We start from the raw sequence: 16866 nt of genomic DNA, 5'->3' as shown, positions 1-16866 counted from the left end.
CTCTTCACCGCCTCACAGGTGCCTGTGGGACTTCAAGAGCCCCTCCACCGCTTCGCGGTCCCCCTCCCCATTTCATGGGGAGGAGACACAACGCCACGCTTGACGCATCGCCCCTCGCCCCCGACGGTGCGGCTCCCTCGTCGAACCGGATGACCGAATGCCGCGTACCCGTCTGACCGCCGCCTGCCTCGCCGTTCTGATGACGGCCGCCGCTTCGCCAGTTCTGGCCCAGAATTTCCAGTCCACGCCGGTCGTCACCGATGCGACCCAGGCGCCGCTGGCCCTGCCCCGCGCCCAGCCGGTCATTCCCGCCCCCCAGGACAAGCCCTATCCGGGCGTGATCCAGTACCGCGCCGACATCACCGACCTGGACCGCCGCATCATCCGCGTCAGCCAGACTATCCCGGTCGCCGGCCCTGGCCCGCTGACCCTGCTCTATCCCAAATTCCTGCCCGGCAACCACGCCGCCACCGGCCCGATCCAGCTGTTGGCTGGCCTGACCGTCACCGCCGACGGCCGGCGCATCGAGTGGCTGCGCGACACACTGGACCCTTACGCCTTCCACCTCGACATTCCGGCGGGCGTGACCAGCATTGACGTGCAGTTCCAGCAACTGACCCAACCCGACGCCTCCAACTGGCGCGTGCTGATGACCCCGGCCATGGTCAATCTGCAGTGGGAGAAGGCCATCCTCTATCCGGCCGGCTATTTCAGCCGCCAGATCCAGGTCGCCCCGTCGGTGGTCCTCCCCGCCGGCTGGAAATACGGCACCGCCCTGACCACGGCGTCTCAGGACGGCGACGTGGCGACCTTCGCCCCGACCGACCTCTACACCCTGATCGACAGCCCCATCTTCGCCGGCGCCCATTATCGCCGCGTGGATATCGACCCCAGCGGCGCCCCGTCTGAATCAAGGGTCCACCTGAACATCCTGGCCGACGAGGCGAAGGGGCTGGCCGCCACCGACGACCAGCTGAAACTGTTCGAGAACATGGTCCAGCAGGCCGACCGCCTGTTCGGCGCCCGCCACTTCGACAACTACGAATTCCTGTTCGCCCTGACCGATCAGATGGGCGGCATCGGGCTGGAGCATCATCGCTCGTCCGAGAACACCGGCGCGCCCGACTTCTTCACCAACTGGACCAAGAGCGCCGGCGACCGGGGCCTGCTGCCGCACGAATACACCCACTCCTGGAACGGCAAGTTCATGCGTCCGGCGGACGAGCTGACCGCCAACCACAACGTCCCGACCCAGAACACCCTGCTGTGGGTTTATGAGGGTCAGACCGAATATTGGGGCGATGTGCTGGCCGCCCGTTCGGGCCTGCATTCCAAGGACGTGGCTCTGGCCACCCTGGCCAGCGTCGCCGCCTTCTATGACAACCAGCCGGGCCGCCAATGGCGCGCCTTGCAGGACACCAACAACCATAATCTGCTGGGCTATCGCGTGCCGGGCCAGTTCACCTCATGGATGCGCGGCACCGGCGACTACTACCGCGAAAGCCTGCTGGTTTGGCTGGACGCCGACACCCTGATCCGCGAGGGCACCAACGGCCGCAAGTCGCTGGACGATTTCGCCAGAGGCTTCTTCGGTCACGACGACGGCGAATGGGCGCCGCAGGGCTACACCTTCGAAGATGTCGTCGCGGCCCTGAATGCGGTCTATCCCCACGACTGGGCCGCCTTCCTGCGCACCCGCCTCGACGCCGTCGGCCCCGACGCCCGCGCGCCGCTGGCCGGGATCGAGCGTGGCGGCTGGCGACTGACCTACACCGACACGCCGTCGGCGGCGGAGAAGTCGGTCCAGAGCGGCTGGGCCAACGACTTCCAGTATTCGCTGGGCTTCACCCTGTCGGGCGACAAGCTGACCAACATCCGCTGGGGCGGCCCTGCCTTTGAGCAAGGCCTCGGCGCCGGCTGGAGCCTGGTCGCCGTCAACGGCAAGGCCGGCTCGGCCGAGGTGTTGCGCGACGCCGTCACGGCGGCGAAAGGGACCGACGCTCCGATCGAACTGTTGCTGAAATCCGGCGATCGCTTCCGCACGGTGGCCTTCGCCTATCACGACGGCCTGCGCTACCCGCGGCTGGAACGGATCGAGGGCGCGCCGGATCGCCTGTCCGACATCCTCGCACCCCGCCGGCGCTAACTCTGGGCCGGCGCTAACTCTGGGCGACTGTCTCCTCCCCACTCGGTGGGGAGGTGGCGCGACGCGCCTTCGCTTCGCGACGGAGGGGCTCTTTAGGTCTGTGGGACTTCAAAAACCCCTCCACCGCTTCGCGGTCCCCCTCCCCGCATCGCGGGGAGGAGACAGATTTTCCTTATGCCCTCAACAGCTTCAGCAGCGCCTCGGCCGCCGCGTGCGATGAGCCGGGGTTCTGCCCGGTCACCAGCTTGCCGTCGGTCAACACATAGGAACCCCAGTCCGGCCCCTTGGAGTAGTCGCCGCCGTTGGCGGTCAGCACGTTCTCGACCAGGAACGGCACCACATCGGTCAGGCCCACGGCTTCCTCTTCAGAGTTGGTGAAGCCGGTCACCTTGCGGCCGTTGACAAGCGGCTTGCCGTCCGGCCCTTTCACCGACTTCAGCACGCCGGGGGCATGGCAGACGAAGCCGGTCGGCTTGTCGGCCTTGGCGAAGGCCTCGATCAGGGCGATGGAGTCGGCGTCATTCGCCAGGTCCCACAGCGGTCCGTGACCGCCGGGATAGAAGACGGCGTCGAAATCCTCGGCCTTCACCGAAGACAGGACGACGGTCGAGGCCAGGGCGGCCTGGGCTTCGGGGTCGGCCTTGAACCGGCGCGTGTCGTCGGTCTGGGCGTCGGGGTCGTCGCTCTTAGGGTCCAGCGGCGGCTGACCGCCCTTGGGCGAGGCCAGCACGATCTCCGCGCCCGCATCCTTCAGCGCGTAATAGGGCGCCGCCAGTTCTTCCAGCCAGAAGCCGGTCTTCTTGCCCGTGTCGCCGAGTTGATCGTGCGACGTCAGCACCAACAGAATTTTCATAGGGGATGGCTCCGTCTTGGGGTGTCCACAGATGGGAAGCCGCACGGCGCCGCTCAAGACTGGCCTCGATGCCGAAAACACCCCACCCTGCCGGCCTCGATCAGCGGAGACGACGTCGCATGAAGCCTTGGTTCGGTCTGTTCGCCGCCCTGATGGGCCTGATGATCTTCAGCCCGTCGGCGCACGCGGCCGGCCCCTGCAACATCGGACAGGCGGGTGCGACCCAGGCCGTCGCCATCGGCAGCAGCGGACGCACGATGCAAATCCACCTGCCCATCGGTTTCAACCCTGCACAACCGGCGCCTCTGGTCTTCCTGCTGCACGGCAGCGGCGGCACGGGAGAGAAGATGCTGGCGTCTTCGGGCCTGGCTGAGGCTGCGGATCGGCACGGCTTCATCGTCGCCGCGCCCGACGCCGGCATTCCGATCGATCAAGGTTTCGTCTGGAACATCCCCGGCGTGCCGACCGTCACCGGCGCAGTCCCCGGTCTCGGCGATGCCGACGACGTCGCCTATCTGACGAGAGCCATCGATTATCTGGCCGACCAGGGCTGCGTCGATGACAGCCGCGTCTATGCGACGGGCCTGTCGGGCGGCGGGCGGATGGCGTCCTGGCTGGGTTGCGTCGCCGCCGACCGTTTCGCCGCCATCGCCCCGGTCGTCGGCTTGCGCGCAGGCAATCCCAGAAAGGACCGTCCGCAGGAGCCGGATCCCGCCACCTGCCGCCCTTCGCGCCCCATGCCGGTCATCGCCTTCGCCGGCGACGCCGACACCACCAATCCGATCCAGGGCGGCGGTGCAGGCTACTGGAGCTACACCATGCATGCCGCCGAACAGCGCTGGGCCCAGCTAAACGGCTGCACCCTGCTGCGCGACACCCGCTGGATCGCCGACAAGGTCTATGAAGAGGGCTACGCCGCCTGCCGCGACGGCGCCGACGTGGTGGGCCGCATCATGGCCGGCGGCGGCCACAGCTGGGTCGCCGACAACGACGCCCTGTGGGCCTTCTTCGCCGCCCGCACCCGCCCGCAGCGCTGAGCGCTCCACGCCCCACAGCAGCGCCCGGCCTCAAGCAGCGCTCCGCGCGATAGGCCAACAAAAAAGACCCGGCGGTTTCCCGCCGGGCCTTTCCGATCTTCAGCAAATGCCGAAAGTCAGATCTTACTTGATCTGGACCTTGGCGCCGGCTTCCGTCAGCTTCTTGGCGATTTCGTCGGCTTGTTGCTTGGAGACGTTCTCGACGACGTTCTGCGGAGCGCCTTCGACCAGGTCCTTGGCTTCCTTCAGACCCAGGTCCGAACGGACGCCGCGGACTTCCTTGATCACGTTGATCTTCTTGTCGCCGCCGTCGACCAGGACGACGGTGAATTCGGTTTGCTCTTCGGCAGCTTCAGCCGGAGCGCCGCCGCCGGCGGCCGGAGCAGCCATGGCGACCGGAGCAGCGGCGCTGACGCCCCACTTTTCTTCCAGCAGCTTGGAAAGTTCAGCAGCTTCGAGGACGGTCAGAGCGGACAGGTCTTCGACGATCTTGGCGAGATCAGCCATTGTCAGTTTTCCTTCGGAGGATTGGTTTTAGAGAGTGATGCAGAGATGAAAGGCTGGGCCGCTTACGCGGCTTCCTTGGTGGCGTAGGCGTTGAACACGCGAGCCAGCTGACCGGCGGGTGCTTGCAGCACGCCGGCGATACGGGTCGCAGGCGCGTTGAGCAGGCCGATGAGTTGACCGCGAACCTCGTCGAGCGTCGGGAGCTTGGACAGTGCGTCCACGCCCTTCTGGTCGACGATGGTCGAGCCCATGAAGCCACCGACGATCTTGAAGCGATCGTTGCCCTTGGCGAACTCGGTGGCGACCTTGGCGGCCGTACCGGGGTTCTCGGAATAGGCGATGCCCACGGGACCCTTGAACAGGTTGTGGTAGTCGCTGCCTTCCTCGGCTTCGAGCGCCTTCAGCGCCAGGCGGTTCTTGACCACCTTGAACGCGCCGCCTTCTTTACGAAGACGGCCACGCAGATCTTCCATTTCCGCAACGGTCAGACCCAGGTTGTGGGTCACGACCACGCTGCCGGCGTCGGCGAAAACGCCCTTGAGCGATTCGATAGACTCGGCTTTTTGAGCGCGATCCATTGCGGTCTCCAGTCTTGGTATTCGCCGCCGGGCTTATTCCCGACGACGGATTGGCCAAAGCGCGTCGCATCGCTGCGAAACGTCGGGCCGGTCTTATTGTCCGAAGGATGCGTCTGACGGCGTCCATCCCGGAATGCGGGCTGACAGCGCAAGGTCGCGTCCCCATCTCCCCACGGCGTCAGAGGGCTCTCTGACAGTTATGGCCTGGGTGACCCCCACGCCCCGAAGTTCTCGGACAGGACCGTCAGAAGATGAACCTCCGACGGGAAGCGGCGCTCTTACAGGCGCCGCCGCTGGAAATCAACCCGGCTTAACGCCGGCTGGGCTTGGCGCCGGTCTGCTCAGACTCGCCGCAGTCGAACCGGGCGCAATATTTGCTCTCGAACTCCTCCAGAAGGTTCGTCATCGCTGCGGTCTCGACCTCCTGTGAGGCCATGCTCAAGGATATCGTCTTGGCTGCGACAGAGCGCCCGACAGCCGTGCGATAAAATGCGATTTGAGCGACGAGTTCTTCTTCAGTGAAGACGGAGCCGTAGACCGGGGCCAAGTCATCCATGAACCGCTCGATCATTCTGCTCGCCATGGACGGCATGTTGGTGCGCACCCAAATCGCTTCTTCGCCGCCCTTCTTATCCAGTTCGCCCATCTGCGTGACCATGAAGCGCTCGAACTCCTTCATGAAGTTCGGGCCGACGGACAGGTCGATCAGTTCGCGCGCCAGGGCGCTGCGGCGCGCCAGGCCGGCATCCTGCGGCGCCGGCTCGACGCGCGTGACGACGATCGTATCGGACTGAGCCTCCGCCTGCGCGTGCGCGCCTGTCGCGCTCAGACCCAGCGCCAGACCCAGCGACGCGGCCAGCGCCAGTTTGCGTGTGATGATCATGATGGCCTCCCCCGCTCTCTTATCGGAAGGCTCAGGCCCGCAGGCCAGTCGAATTCGACCGACGGTTGCTCAATCTTCCAGCGGCGTGGCGTCGAAGTCGCGGATCAGCGCGGCCAGGTCGGACTCATGAACCAGGTCCGCCGCCTCGCTCAGGCTCATCCAGCGGCGCTCGCGCTGATGCGCTTCGGGCCAGGCGCCCATCTGGATCAACACTTCCAGCGGATAGACCGACACCACGCACTGGCGCACGCCCCCGTCCTTCAACCCCTTGGCGTAGCGGAAGACGCCGATGGACTGGGTGTCGATGTCGCCCTTGACCCCCGCCTCCTCCATCGCCTCTTGGGCGGCGGCCTCGGGGTCGCTCTTGCCGACCATCCGCCCGCCCTTGGGGATCACCCAGCGCCGCGTTTCGCGCGAGGTGATCATCAGGATGCGACGCTCGCCGTCCTCCAGCCGCCAAGGCAGGGCCGCGACCTGCCGGGTTTCGGAGCGGGTGGTGCGTTTCGACCGGGCTTGGGCCACGCCTCAGCCCTCGCCCATCGCGTGAGCGGTCCTGACGATTCGTGCTGGCGCTCGCCCAATCTTCACGTCTGGTTCCAGGTCTGCCGGTCGCGGCCGCCCTCGAAACGGGATCGCGACGGCTGCGTCAAGTTGTCAGACTACGGACGGTCCCATTTATTTCTCGCCGGGCGCCTTGGCCTTGGGATCGCCCAGCACGTCCTGACGATAAAGCATGGTGATAAGGGTGTGCAGCACCAGCGCCAGCGGCGTGGCGAACAGCACGCCCAGCGGCCCGAACAGGGCGCCGATGCCTACGACGGCGAAGATACCCAGAACAACGGGCAGATTGGCCACGTTCTTCTGCACCATCGGCGTGATGAAGTTGCTCTCCAGCTGGGACACAACGACATACAGCGCCAGCGTCATCAGGGCCGTCTGCCACCCCTGCGTGGCGCCGACCAGCACGGCCGGCACGGTGGAGACGATGGGTCCCACGATCGGCACGAACTGCGCCAGTCCCGTCAGCAGACCCAGTCCCAGCGCCGACGGCACGCCGATGATGGCCAAACCGACCCCGGTCAGCGTCCCGACAAGAACCATCGAGAACAGCTGAGCCTTCAGCCAGCCCTTCAGCGCCTTGCCGCAGCTGTTCAGCACTTCGCGCATTCGCGGCCGCCGATCCATGGGCAACATGGACAACAGCCCCTCGCGCGACTTGGCGGGTTCGATCGCCAGAAAGACCCCCGCAACCACGACCAGAACCAGGGTGGTGACGCCCGATGCGAGACCCAGGGCGAACTTCTGTGCGACCTGCAACGCTTGACCGGCGCGGCCGCCCAGCCCCTGCAACTGTTCCAGCAGCTGCGCGGCATAGGGTTGGGCTTGGATCCAGGACTGAACCTGCTCCCACCCTTGCGGCACCACGGCCGACAGGGCCACGACCTGTTCGGCGATCTGGGTTCCGAACAGGGTCAGCACGCCTGCCAGCACCGCAATCACGATCAGCAGCGACAGGAAGACGGCCAGCGGATCCGGCGCCTTCAGCCAGCGCACGATGGGATCGGCCAGGGCGCGCAGGATCACCGACACCACGATGGCCCCGAAGATCAGCAGCCACAGCGTCTGCAAGGTCACGATCAGCTGGACCGCGAAATAGGCCGCCACCAGCACGATGGCGCCAAACGCCAGCCGCCCCTTCCACGGGTCGTGGCCGCCCACACCAGGCTTGTCGCCCATCAGTTTTCCCAGTCCGAACATATCGCCCCCTTCAAGGTCGCGACAGGAACGCGGGTCGAGCGTGGCCGTTCGCCGCAGGCGATAAAAAAGTCAGTGGGCGTCGCAGGATCGCTGATCATAGGCCATTTGCGCGGCCGCGACTTCCGGCATCCGGGTCTCGGCCCAGTCGATGATCGATTGCATCGCCGCCATCAGTGTTCGGCCCAGCGGCGTGACCGCATAGGTCACCGACACCGGCACGGTGGCTACGACGGAGCGTGACACCAGCCCGTCGCGCTCCAGCGATTTCAGCGTCTGGCTCAGCATCTTCTGCGACACCCCGTCGACCCGCTGCTTCAGGGCGTTGAACCGGATCGGCCCCTCTCCCAGCACGATCAGGATCAGGGTGCTCCATTTGTCGGCGATGCGATCCAACAGCTGGCGCGTCGGACAGTTCGCCGCGAACACATCGCCGCGCAGCCAGGTTTCTTGAAGGTGACCAGGTGTCTGAGAGGTGCCGTCTTGCATGGTCGCATCCCATATCGCACCTGGTATCCATTGGATACCCAAGGGAGCCCTCCATGAAAGTCGCAGTCCTCGGCGCCAGCGGTCGCGCCGGCTCGGAAATCACCAAGGAACTGGCCGCGCGCGGTCACACGGTCACCGCCATCGCCCGCAAGCCTGAAGCGATCCCGAGCGCCAACGGCGTCACGCCTGTCGCCGGCGACGCCTCGGACGCCGCCGCGCTCGCCGACCTGATCAAGGGTTCGGACGCGGTCATCAGCGCCCTGCACTTCGATGTTCCCGCCGCGACGATCCTGGGCGCGTTGAAGACCGCCGGCGTCCCGCGTCTGCTCGTCACCGGCGGCGCCGCCAGTCTGGAGGTCGCGCCCGGCGTCCTCTTGTTCGACACGCCGCAGTTCCCGGCCGAATGGAAGCCGATCGCCAAGGGCGGCCTGACCTTCCTGGACGACCTGCGTCAGGAGACCGACATCAACTGGACCTTCTTCTCCCCCGCCGCCCTGATCGAGGAAACGCCGCGCCTGGGCCGCTACCGGACCGGGACCGACCAGCTGGTCGTGGACTCCAACGGCGACAGCAAGATCGGCTTCTCCGACTACGCCATCGCCATGGTCGACGAGCTGGAGAACCCCAAGCACAGCCGCGCCCGCTTCACCGCCGCCTACTGAGGGCTGATGGCCGCCTGGCCCTGCGTCGCATTGGCCATGGCGGCCTTCACCTCGCGCTTCTCTTCAGGCGTGCATTGCAGACGATTGCAGAGCTGATCGCCCATGTCCGCCATAAGCTCCGGCATGATGGCCTGGATCGCCGCACCGATCCGAGGCGCCGCCGCATAGCTCTTGCTCATCATCGATCGGCCGACATCGCTCTGATAGAAATCGACCAGAGCCCGAAGCTCCTCCAGCGTGAAGATGTCGGCATAGATTGGCGCAATGGCCTCGAACATGCGGGGCAGCATGCTGGCGGTCGCCTCAGCCATGATCTCGCGAGCCTCGGCCGCCTGCTCAGCCGACATCGTCTCGGATCGCGGCATCATCATCGCCGTCATCTGACCCAGCGAAGCGCCCATCTGCTCGCCCTGGATTAGGGCGATGAACTTGTTGGCCAAGGCCAGCTTCTCAGCCGACACATCGTTTGTCCCGGCCGTGGCCGCAGGCGCAGTCAGCAACGCAAGGGCCAGCACCAGCCCGCCGAACAGTTGTTTCATGTGATCCCCCAGAGAGATGCCCATCCTGACGGCAGGGCTGACTTCCGGGCAAGAAAAAACGGCGGGGATCGCTCCCCGCCGTTCTTCAGTGTGGCTTGTCTTTCGACTTAGGCGCCCAGCGAGGCCGGGTCGACCTTGAAGCCCGGGCCCATCGTCGAGGACAGGCTGATGCGCTTCACATAGGTGCCCTTGGCGCCCGACGGCTTGGAACGCACTAGGGCGTCCACGATGGCCTTCACGTTGGCTTCCAGGGCGTCCTGGGTGAACGAGACCTTGCCGATGCCGGCGTGGACGATGCCCGCCTTCTCGACGCGGAACTCCACGGCGCCGCCCTTGGCGTCCTTGACGGCCTGGGCCACGTTCGGGGTCACGGTGCCGACCTTGGGGTTCGGCATCAGGCCGCGCGGGCCCAGCACCTTACCCAGACGGCCGACCAGGGCCATCATGTCCGGCGACGCGATCACGCGGTCGAACTCCATGAAACCGCCGGCGATCTTCTCGTACAGATCTTCGGCGCCGACGTGTTCGGCGCCGGCTGCGGTGGCTTCGGCGGCCTTGGCGTCCTTGGCGAAGACGGCGACGCGAACGTCACGGCCGGTGCCCGACGGCAGGTTGACGACGCCACGGACCTGTTGGTCGGCGTGACGCGGGTCGACGCCCAGGTTGACCGAGATTTCCAGCGACTCGTCGAACTTGGCCTTGGCGTTTTCCTTGGCCAGCTTGATGGCGTCGGAGAACGGCAGCAAGTCCTGGGTCACGCCGGTGCGGGCCTTGAAGGCCTTGGTTTGCTTGGCCATGGTTTAGCCCTCCACCACTTCGAGGCCCATCGCGCGGGCGGAGCCTTCGATGATCTTGGCCGCCGCGTCGAGGTCGTTGGCGTTCAGATCCTTCATCTTCTTTTCGGCGATCTCGCGCAGTTGCGCCTGCGTGATCTTGCCGGCGACTTCACGGCCGACCAGCTTCGAACCCGACTTCAGGCCCGTGGCCTGCTTCAGGTACCAGGTCGCCGGCGGCGTCTTGGTGATGAAGGTGAACGACTTGTCCTGATAGACGGTGATGACGGTGGGAAGCGGGGTGCCCTTGGCTTCCTTCTCGGTGCGCGCGTTGAACTCCTTGCAGAAGCCCATGATGTTCACGCCGCGCTGACCCAGAGCCGGGCCGATCGGGGGCGAAGGCGTAGCCGAACCGGCCGGCACTTGCAGCTTGATATAGCCGAGAATCTTCTTGGCCATTGGTCTCTCCTATGAATGATCCCGGACGTGATCCCGGACCGGTGAGCCGTGGTGCGGCATGGCTGCCTCCCACGGATTTGACGCCCCACGAACCGAAGGCCCGCCGAGCGAAGGCGCGCGTGTAACAGAGGGGGGATGGAAAGGCAACGCACCGCCCCGCCGTCGCCGCAGAAACGAAAAAGCCGCGCCCTTTCGGACGCGGCATAAATCTCGACAGGTGTGTGAGCCTCAGCCCGCGACCTTCTCCACCTGGGCGTATTCCAGTTCGACCGGCGTGGCGCGGCCGAAGATGGACACGGCGACGCGCAGGCGGGCGTGTTCTTCGTCCACGCTCTCGACCGAACCGTCGAAGCTGGCGAACGGGCCATCGATGACCTTGACCTTCTCGCCGATGTCGAAGCGGATGGTGGGCTTCGGACGTTCGACGCCCTCTTCCACGGCGCCGATGATGTTCTGAACTTCACGCTCGGAAACCGGCAGGGGCTTGGTGCCGCCCGCGGCGCCCAGGAAGCCCGTGACCTTCGGCGTGTTCTTGACCAGGTGATAGGCCTGGTCGGTCATTTCCATCTTCACCAGCACATAGCCGGGGAAGAACTTGCGTTCTGAGTTCACCTTGCGGCCGCGACGGATCTCGACGACGTCCTCGGTCGGCACCAGAATTTCGGAGAAGGCGTCTTCCAGGCCCTGTTGCTTGGCCTGATCGCGCAGCTGCTCTGCGACCTTCTTCTCGAAGTTCGAGTAGGCGTTGACGATGTACCACTTGTGGCGCGGATTGGCGGGCTTTGCGGGCGCTGCATCGGTCATGGGCGCGTCTTTCTCAGGATCCGAGAGCGATGATGTAGCGGAAGGCGTAGCCCAGGCCGGTGTCCACGATCCAGAAGAAGATCGAGGCGATGATGACCATGATGAAGACCATCACCGAGGTGATCCAGGTCTCCTTGCGGCTGGGCCAGACGATCTTGCGGCCTTCGGCGCGCACCTGGCTCAGGAACTGGCCGGGGCTGGTGCGGGGCTTCTTGGGCTCGGGCGAATCGACCGTGATGGCGGCGGCGCCGGCCGCCTGAGGCTTGGCGCCCATCTGGGGCTTCGCGCTGCCTTGAGGCCGCTTGCCGGGAGTTTTGGCCTTGGCCATCAGTTGCTCTTCACACAATTGTTCCTGTCGCCCCAGATGGGAAGTCCCATCCGGAAGCGACAGGGGGGATTGGCAGGAGTTGGGGGACTCGAACCCACGACCCCCGGTTTTGGAGACCGGTGCTCTACCAGCTGAGCTAAACTCCTAGACTACCGCGCAAACCCGAAAGGTCCGTGCGTTCGCCAGAGGGGGGCGTATGCCCGACACCGCCCGCCATTTCAAGGGCGATGTGACACATGCGATCAGTCTTCCAGATGCGCGGCGATGGCGTCGCGCTCGTCCTCGGCCTTCACCAGTTCCTTGAAGATCAGCTTGTCGATGCGGCGGTCGTCCATATCCACGACCTCGACCTCGAATCGGCCGACCTGCAGCACCTCGCCCTCGTCCGGGACGCGCGAGATCTGGTGCAGAATCAGGCCGGCCACGGTGTGGAAGCCTTCATGCTCGCCGAAGTCTTCGCCCAGGGTGTCGGCAAGGTCATCGAGGTCGGTCTGGCCGTCCACCAGCCAGGTGCCGTCCGCGCGTTGATGGATCCAGGCCTGCTCCTCGTCATGGCCCTCGTCGAAGTCGCCGGCGATCATCTCCAGGATGTCGGTCGCCGTCACCACGCCTTCGAAGGCGCCGTATTCGTCGACGATGAAGGCCATGTGGACCCGCGAACCCTTCAGGATCTCCAGCGCTTTCAGCACCGATGTCGACTGGGGAATGAAGGCCGGCTCGGCGACCAGCGGCTCCACATCGATCTTGCCGGTCGTCAGCAGAGCGTCCAGCAGGTCCTTCTTGTGCACCAGGCCCAGCGGATTATCGACGTCGTTCTCGCGCGCCACGACGATGCGCGAATAGGGGCAGGTGCGGATTTCCTCGCGCACCACCTCCTCGGGGTCGTCCAGGGCGATCCAGAACACCTCGTGGCGCGGCGTCATGGCCACCCGCACCGGACGGTCGCCCAGGCGCATGATCTCCTCGATCATCTCCTGCTCTTCCGGTTCGATCAGGCCGGCCGAGGTGCCCTCGGCCAGAATGGTGGCCACCTCTTCCTGGGTCACGTCCGATCCGTCGCGATCCTTGACGCCCAGCAGCTTCAGAATGCCCGAGGTCGAGGCGGTCAGCAGCAGGACGAAGGGCTTCAGCACGATCGCCAGCGTCGAGATCGGCTTGGCCATCTTGGACGCCACCGTCTCGGGGAAGATCAGCGCTAGGCGCTTGGGCACCAGTTCGCCGATGATCAGCGACACATAGGTGATGCACACGACCACCACGGCGGTCGCGAAGAATTCGGTGTATTGCGCCAACGCCGGGAAGGCGACTTCCAGAATGCGATCCAGCTCGCCAGCGATGGTCGCCTGACCATAGGCGCCCGCCAGAATGCCGATCAGGGTGATGCCCACCTGCACCGCGGACAGGAACTGAGTCGGTTCTTCCGACAGTTTCAGCGCCGCCCTGGCCCCCCGGTCGCCCCGTTCCGCCCTCGCCTGCAGCTTGGATTTCCGCGAGGAGACGACCGCCAATTCAGTCATGGCGAACAAGCCGTTGAGCACCACCAGGAGCAGAACGACAGCAATAGCGATGAGTAACATCTAGGGGGTTTTGGGGACCGACGCGGCGCGACAGACGGCGTCCGCAACGCTACATTAGGGCAGGATCGCGACCAGCGCCACGTTTTCCTTTGCGTTCAGCCCGTCCGCCCGGCTTCGACCGAGCCGTAAGCGCCCGAAACCGGCCGACCATTGGCGTCATACTGGGTTGCACAGGCGCTCATGCCCAACACGGTGCCGATGAAGATACCCAGTCGAATGGCGCGTCGCATTTGGTTACCGAAAGATTAACGTCCGATCCGAACGTAAATCCCGGTCAGCGGTTGCAGGCAATCGTGCTCGCCCTGGGCGCGAGCGCAAAAAATGGGGACGCCGCGAAGCATCCCCCTCTGTCGTTCTTGATCAGACCTCGCCGATCACACCTTGATCGGCAGGGCCGTGCGGATGTGGACATCCTTCAGCTGGCGCTCCTCGGCCTCGGTCGGAGCGTTCATCAGCAGATCCTCGCCCTGCTGGTTCAGCGGGAAGGCGATGACCTCGCGGATGGCCGTCTCGCCCGCCAGCAGCATGACGATGCGGTCGATGCCGGGGGCCAGGCCGCCGTGCGGCGGGGCGCCGAAGCGGAAGGCGTTCAGCATGCCGCCGAACTGCTCCTCGACCACCGAGGCGTCATAGCCGGCGATTTCGAACGCCTTCAGCATGATCTCGGCCTTATGGTTCCGGATCGCGCCCGAGCACAGCTCATAGCCGTTGCAGACGATGTCGTACTGATAGGCGCGGATGGTCAGCGGGTCCTGATTCTCCAGGGCCTCCAGCCCGCCCTGCGGCATGGAGAAGGGGTTGTGCGAGAAGTCGACCTTCTTCTCTTCCTCGGACCATTCGAACATCGGGAAGTCGACGATCCAGCAGAATTTGAACTGGTTTTCGTCGACCAGCTTCAGCTCCGTACCGACGCGGGTGCGGGCCAGGCCGGCGAACTTGGCGAAGGTCGCGGGCAGGCCGGCGACGAAGAAGGCGGCGTCACCCTGGCCCAGGCCCAGCGACGACATCAGGGCCTCGGTCGGTTCCTGACCCAGGTTCTTGGCGATCGGCCCCCCCCAGGCGCCCTGATCCTCGGACCAGAAGATATAACCCAGGCCCGGCTGGCCCTCGCCCTGCGCCCAGGAGTTCATGCGGTCGCAGAAGGCGCGCGAACCGCCGGTCGGCGCCGGGATGGCCCAGACGGCGTTCTTGTCGTCCGCGCCCAGGATCTTGGCGAACAGGCCGAAGCCGCCGTCGCGGAAATGATCCGACACCACCTGCATCTTGATCGGGTTGCGCAGGTCCGGCTTGTCCGAACCGTACCAGGCCATCGACTGGGCGTAGGTCAGGCGCTCGAAACCCTTGTGTTCGAACGTCTCGCCGAAGTCGTTGGTGAAGGTATGTACGCCGTCGATGGCCGAGACCGGCTTGCCTTCGCCGAACTCCTCGAACACGCCGTGCATCAGCGGCTCGATGGCGGCGAAGACGTCTTCCTGCGTCACGAAGCTCATCTCGACGTCGAGCTGGTAGAATTCCAGCGAACGGTCGGCGCGCAGGTCTTCGTCACGGAAGCACGGCGCGATCTGGAAGTAGCGGTCGAAGCCCGACACCATCAGCAGCTGCTTGAACTGCTGCGGCGCCTGGGGCAGCGCATAGAACTTGCCCGGATGAAGTCGCGACGGCACCAGGAAGTCGCGCGCGCCTTCCGGCGACGAAGCCGTCAGGATCGGCGTCTGATATTCCAGGAAGCCCTGATCGACCATGCGACGGCGGATCGAGGAAATCACCTTGGAGCGCAGCACGATGTTCTTGTGCAGTCGCTCGCGGCGCAGATCCAGGAAGCGGTTGGCCAGGCGGATATCCTCGGGATATTCCTGATCCCCAAAGACCGGCATCGGCAGTTCGGCGGCTTCGGACAGCACCTCGACGCCCTGGACGCGCACCTCGACCTCGCCGGTCGGCAGGTTGGGGTTCACGACCGAGGCGTCGCGGGCGACCACCTCGCCATCGACCTTGATCACGCTCTCGGCGCGCAGACGCTCCACGGCGGCGAAGCCCGGCGTCTCGGGGTGCAGAACCAGCTGCGTCAGGCCGTAGTGGTCGCGCAGGTCGATGAACAGCAGACCGCCGTGGTCGCGCTTGCGGTGAACCCAGCCCGACAGGCGAACAGCGGAACCGGCGTCGGAGGCGCGCAGGGCGCCGCAGGTGTGAGAGCGATAGGCGTGCATGAAACGAACCGTCTGGAGTCTCTGGGCGGTGGAATCCGACGCCGTCGGCGCCCGAAATCGAAGCGGCGTAGGGCGCATCATCGCCCCGGAAAGTCAAGGTTTCAGCCGTTGCAAAGCCTGCCGCCGCGCATGATATCTGGCGCTTCCATCCCGCCTGAGGCCGCCATGTTCATCGTCACCATCACCTACACCCAGCCCATCGAAGCCATCGAGGCGCGGACGGTCGAGCATCGCGCATGGCTGGATCAGCATGTCGCCAGCGGCCTGATCATCGCCGCCGGGCCGATGGTTCCGCGCACCGGCGGCATTCTGGTGGTGCGCAGCGGCGGGACCAAGCAAGAGCTGGAGACCCTGCTGAAGGACGATCCATTCCAGGTTCACGGCCTGGCCGATTACACGGTGACCGAGTTCAAGGCCGGCAAGCTGAACCCCGCCCTGGCCGAATTCGCCTGATTTCATCCACAGGGGCGCGGTTCGCTCCCCGCAACCAACAGAGCGGGGCTGACGCGGTTAACGCCGGGCTCTGCTATGACAGGCGCATGTCCGCGCTGAGCGCCCTGCCCCCGACGACGACCGACCAGCTGCGTCTGCCGCTGGAGCGGGCGGTTGCGGGCGAGGCCTTCGTGACCTCCGACAGCAACGCCGAGGCCGTGCGCGTTCTGGCCCGCTGGCCCGACGGCGTGGGCGCGGTGCTGGCGCTGCACGGCCCGCCGGGATCGGGCAAGAGCCGCCTCGCCGCCGACTGGGCCGAGCGGGTCGGCGCCGTGCCGCTGAACGGCGCCGAGGCCGCCCTGATGGATCCGCTGGAACTGGAGGGCCGGCCGGTCCTGCTGGACCGCGCGGCCGACGCCGACGACGAAAGCCTGTTTCATCTGATCAACCTGGCCAACTCCGGCGGCGGCGCCCTGCTGCTGGTGTCGCGTTCGGCCCCGCGTCAGTGGTCGGTCGATCTGCCCGACCTGCGTTCGCGGCTGGACGCCGTGCGCGCCGTCGCCATCGCCGCGCCCGACGACGCGGTCCTGTCGGCCATCCTTCGCGCCCGCTTCGCCGAACGCAGCATCACCCCGTCCAATGACGTGATCGACTATCTGGTTCGCCGCCTGGACCGCTCGGCCGAGACCGCCGCTTCGGTGGTCGAACGTCTGGACGCCCTTCACCGCCCGGTCACCCGCGTTCTGGCGCGTCAGGTGCTGGACGCCATGGACGCCGCCGCCGACTGACCCGCGACATTTTCTCGGCGCCCGCTTGCGGCCGTCACACACGCGCGCG

At 65.8% G+C, this 16866-nt stretch carries 20 protein-coding genes and 1 tRNA gene; 5 read left to right on the top strand and 16 right to left on the bottom strand.

Annotation, left to right across the window (positions count from 1 at the left end):
* The first annotated feature begins 157 nt into the window (after positions 1 to 157).
* Positions 158 to 2146 (top strand): M61 family metallopeptidase, encoded by a 1989-nt coding sequence (locus E7T10_RS07965; RefSeq protein WP_137721392.1) that lies wholly within the window; start codon positions 158 to 160, stop codon positions 2144 to 2146.
* Between the two features lie 172 nt (positions 2147 to 2318).
* Here E7T10_RS07965 and E7T10_RS07960 read toward each other — a convergent pair whose 3' ends face one another.
* The gene (locus tag E7T10_RS07960) at positions 2319 to 2999 is read right to left on the bottom strand and encodes a type 1 glutamine amidotransferase domain-containing protein (protein WP_137721391.1); all 681 of its coding nucleotides are present in this window, start codon (positions 2997 to 2999) and stop codon (positions 2319 to 2321) included.
* Positions 3000 to 3118: 119 nt separating this feature from the next.
* Between E7T10_RS07960 and E7T10_RS07955 the strand changes: the two genes are divergently transcribed.
* Positions 3119 to 4036 (top strand): PHB depolymerase family esterase, encoded by a 918-nt coding sequence (locus E7T10_RS07955; RefSeq protein ID WP_137721390.1) that lies wholly within the window; start codon positions 3119 to 3121, stop codon positions 4034 to 4036.
* A 123-nt stretch (positions 4037 to 4159) separates the two neighbouring features.
* Here the strand turns inward: E7T10_RS07955 and rplL are convergent, their stop codons facing one another.
* The 6 genes from rplL to E7T10_RS07925 all read right to left on the bottom strand — a co-directional run bounded on the left by rplL (position 4160) and on the right by E7T10_RS07925 (position 8248).
* Positions 4160 to 4543: a 50S ribosomal protein L7/L12 gene (gene rplL / locus E7T10_RS07950; RefSeq protein ID WP_039248437.1), complete on the bottom strand. Its 384-nt coding sequence runs from the start codon at positions 4541 to 4543 to the stop codon at positions 4160 to 4162.
* Between the two features lie 62 nt (positions 4544 to 4605).
* Entirely contained in the window at positions 4606 to 5121 is a 516-nt protein-coding gene (gene rplJ / locus E7T10_RS07945) for a 50S ribosomal protein L10 (protein WP_045810712.1), read from the bottom strand.
* Between the two features lie 310 nt (positions 5122 to 5431).
* Complete coding sequence (locus tag E7T10_RS07940; RefSeq protein ID WP_137721389.1) at positions 5432 to 6004, bottom strand: DUF2059 domain-containing protein; 573 nt, start codon at positions 6002 to 6004, stop codon at positions 5432 to 5434.
* Between the two features lie 69 nt (positions 6005 to 6073).
* Positions 6074 to 6526, bottom strand: a complete 453-nt coding sequence (locus E7T10_RS07935; protein ID WP_137721388.1) for an NUDIX hydrolase — start codon at positions 6524 to 6526, stop codon at positions 6074 to 6076.
* A gap of 153 nt (positions 6527 to 6679) precedes the next feature.
* Positions 6680 to 7762 (bottom strand): AI-2E family transporter, encoded by a 1083-nt coding sequence (locus E7T10_RS07930; RefSeq protein WP_137721387.1) that lies wholly within the window; start codon positions 7760 to 7762, stop codon positions 6680 to 6682.
* 69 nt (positions 7763 to 7831) lie between these two features.
* The gene (locus tag E7T10_RS07925; RefSeq protein WP_137721386.1) at positions 7832 to 8248 is read right to left on the bottom strand and encodes a helix-turn-helix domain-containing protein; all 417 of its coding nucleotides are present in this window, start codon (positions 8246 to 8248) and stop codon (positions 7832 to 7834) included.
* Between the two features lie 53 nt (positions 8249 to 8301).
* Here E7T10_RS07925 and E7T10_RS07920 point away from each other — a divergent pair, with 53 nt between their 5' ends.
* Entirely contained in the window at positions 8302 to 8910 is a 609-nt protein-coding gene (locus E7T10_RS07920; RefSeq protein WP_137721385.1) for an NAD(P)-dependent oxidoreductase, read from the top strand.
* Here the strand turns inward: E7T10_RS07920 and E7T10_RS07915 are convergent.
* From E7T10_RS07915 to aspS, 9 genes are all read right to left on the bottom strand, one after another.
* A complete protein-coding gene (locus tag E7T10_RS07915) occupies positions 8904 to 9449 on the bottom strand; it encodes a DUF2059 domain-containing protein (RefSeq protein ID WP_168189912.1) in 546 nt (181 codons plus the stop codon). The two genes, E7T10_RS07920 and E7T10_RS07915, sit on opposite strands and share 7 nt — an antisense overlap.
* A gap of 107 nt (positions 9450 to 9556) precedes the next feature.
* Positions 9557 to 10246 carry a 50S ribosomal protein L1 gene (rplA, locus tag E7T10_RS07910; RefSeq protein ID WP_017506695.1) on the bottom strand — a complete coding sequence of 230 codons (690 nt, stop codon included), beginning with the start codon at positions 10244 to 10246 and terminating at the stop codon, positions 9557 to 9559.
* A gap of 3 nt (positions 10247 to 10249) precedes the next feature.
* Complete coding sequence (rplK, locus tag E7T10_RS07905) at positions 10250 to 10681, bottom strand: 50S ribosomal protein L11 (RefSeq protein WP_008259841.1); 432 nt, start codon at positions 10679 to 10681, stop codon at positions 10250 to 10252.
* 228 nt (positions 10682 to 10909) lie between these two features.
* On the bottom strand, positions 10910 to 11485 hold the full coding sequence (nusG, locus tag E7T10_RS07900; protein ID WP_017506694.1) for a transcription termination/antitermination protein NusG: 576 nt from the start codon (positions 11483 to 11485) through the stop codon (positions 10910 to 10912).
* 13 nt (positions 11486 to 11498) lie between these two features.
* On the bottom strand, positions 11499 to 11813 hold the full coding sequence (gene secE / locus E7T10_RS07895) for a preprotein translocase subunit SecE (RefSeq protein ID WP_017506693.1): 315 nt from the start codon (positions 11811 to 11813) through the stop codon (positions 11499 to 11501).
* A 70-nt stretch (positions 11814 to 11883) separates the two neighbouring features.
* Positions 11884 to 11959: transfer RNA gene (locus E7T10_RS07890), tRNA-Trp, on the bottom strand.
* 96 nt (positions 11960 to 12055) lie between these two features.
* Positions 12056 to 13390, bottom strand: coding sequence for a hemolysin family protein (locus E7T10_RS07885; protein ID WP_210416064.1), 1335 nt, complete (start codon positions 13388 to 13390; stop codon positions 12056 to 12058).
* Between the two features lie 95 nt (positions 13391 to 13485).
* On the bottom strand, positions 13486 to 13620 hold the full coding sequence (locus E7T10_RS16020; protein WP_255360388.1) for a hypothetical protein: 135 nt from the start codon (positions 13618 to 13620) through the stop codon (positions 13486 to 13488).
* Between the two features lie 144 nt (positions 13621 to 13764).
* Positions 13765 to 15597 (bottom strand): aspartate--tRNA ligase, encoded by a 1833-nt coding sequence (aspS, locus tag E7T10_RS07880; protein WP_137721383.1) that lies wholly within the window; start codon positions 15595 to 15597, stop codon positions 13765 to 13767.
* A gap of 165 nt (positions 15598 to 15762) precedes the next feature.
* Here aspS and E7T10_RS07875 point away from each other — a divergent pair, with 165 nt between their 5' ends.
* Together E7T10_RS07875 and E7T10_RS07870 are read left to right on the top strand one after the other, a co-directional pair.
* Positions 15763 to 16050: a YciI family protein gene (locus tag E7T10_RS07875; RefSeq protein WP_066623334.1), complete on the top strand. Its 288-nt coding sequence runs from the start codon at positions 15763 to 15765 to the stop codon at positions 16048 to 16050.
* 86 nt (positions 16051 to 16136) lie between these two features.
* On the top strand, positions 16137 to 16817 hold the full coding sequence (locus E7T10_RS07870; RefSeq protein WP_137721382.1) for a DnaA/Hda family protein: 681 nt from the start codon (positions 16137 to 16139) through the stop codon (positions 16815 to 16817).
* Positions 16818 to 16866 lie beyond the last annotated feature (49 nt).

Source organism: Brevundimonas sp. SGAir0440, from assembly GCF_005484585.1.
Lineage (GTDB): Bacteria > Pseudomonadota > Alphaproteobacteria > Caulobacterales > Caulobacteraceae > Brevundimonas.
The sequence above is the reverse complement of the archived record's forward strand: the minus strand, read 5'-3'. Positions and strand labels throughout refer to the sequence as shown.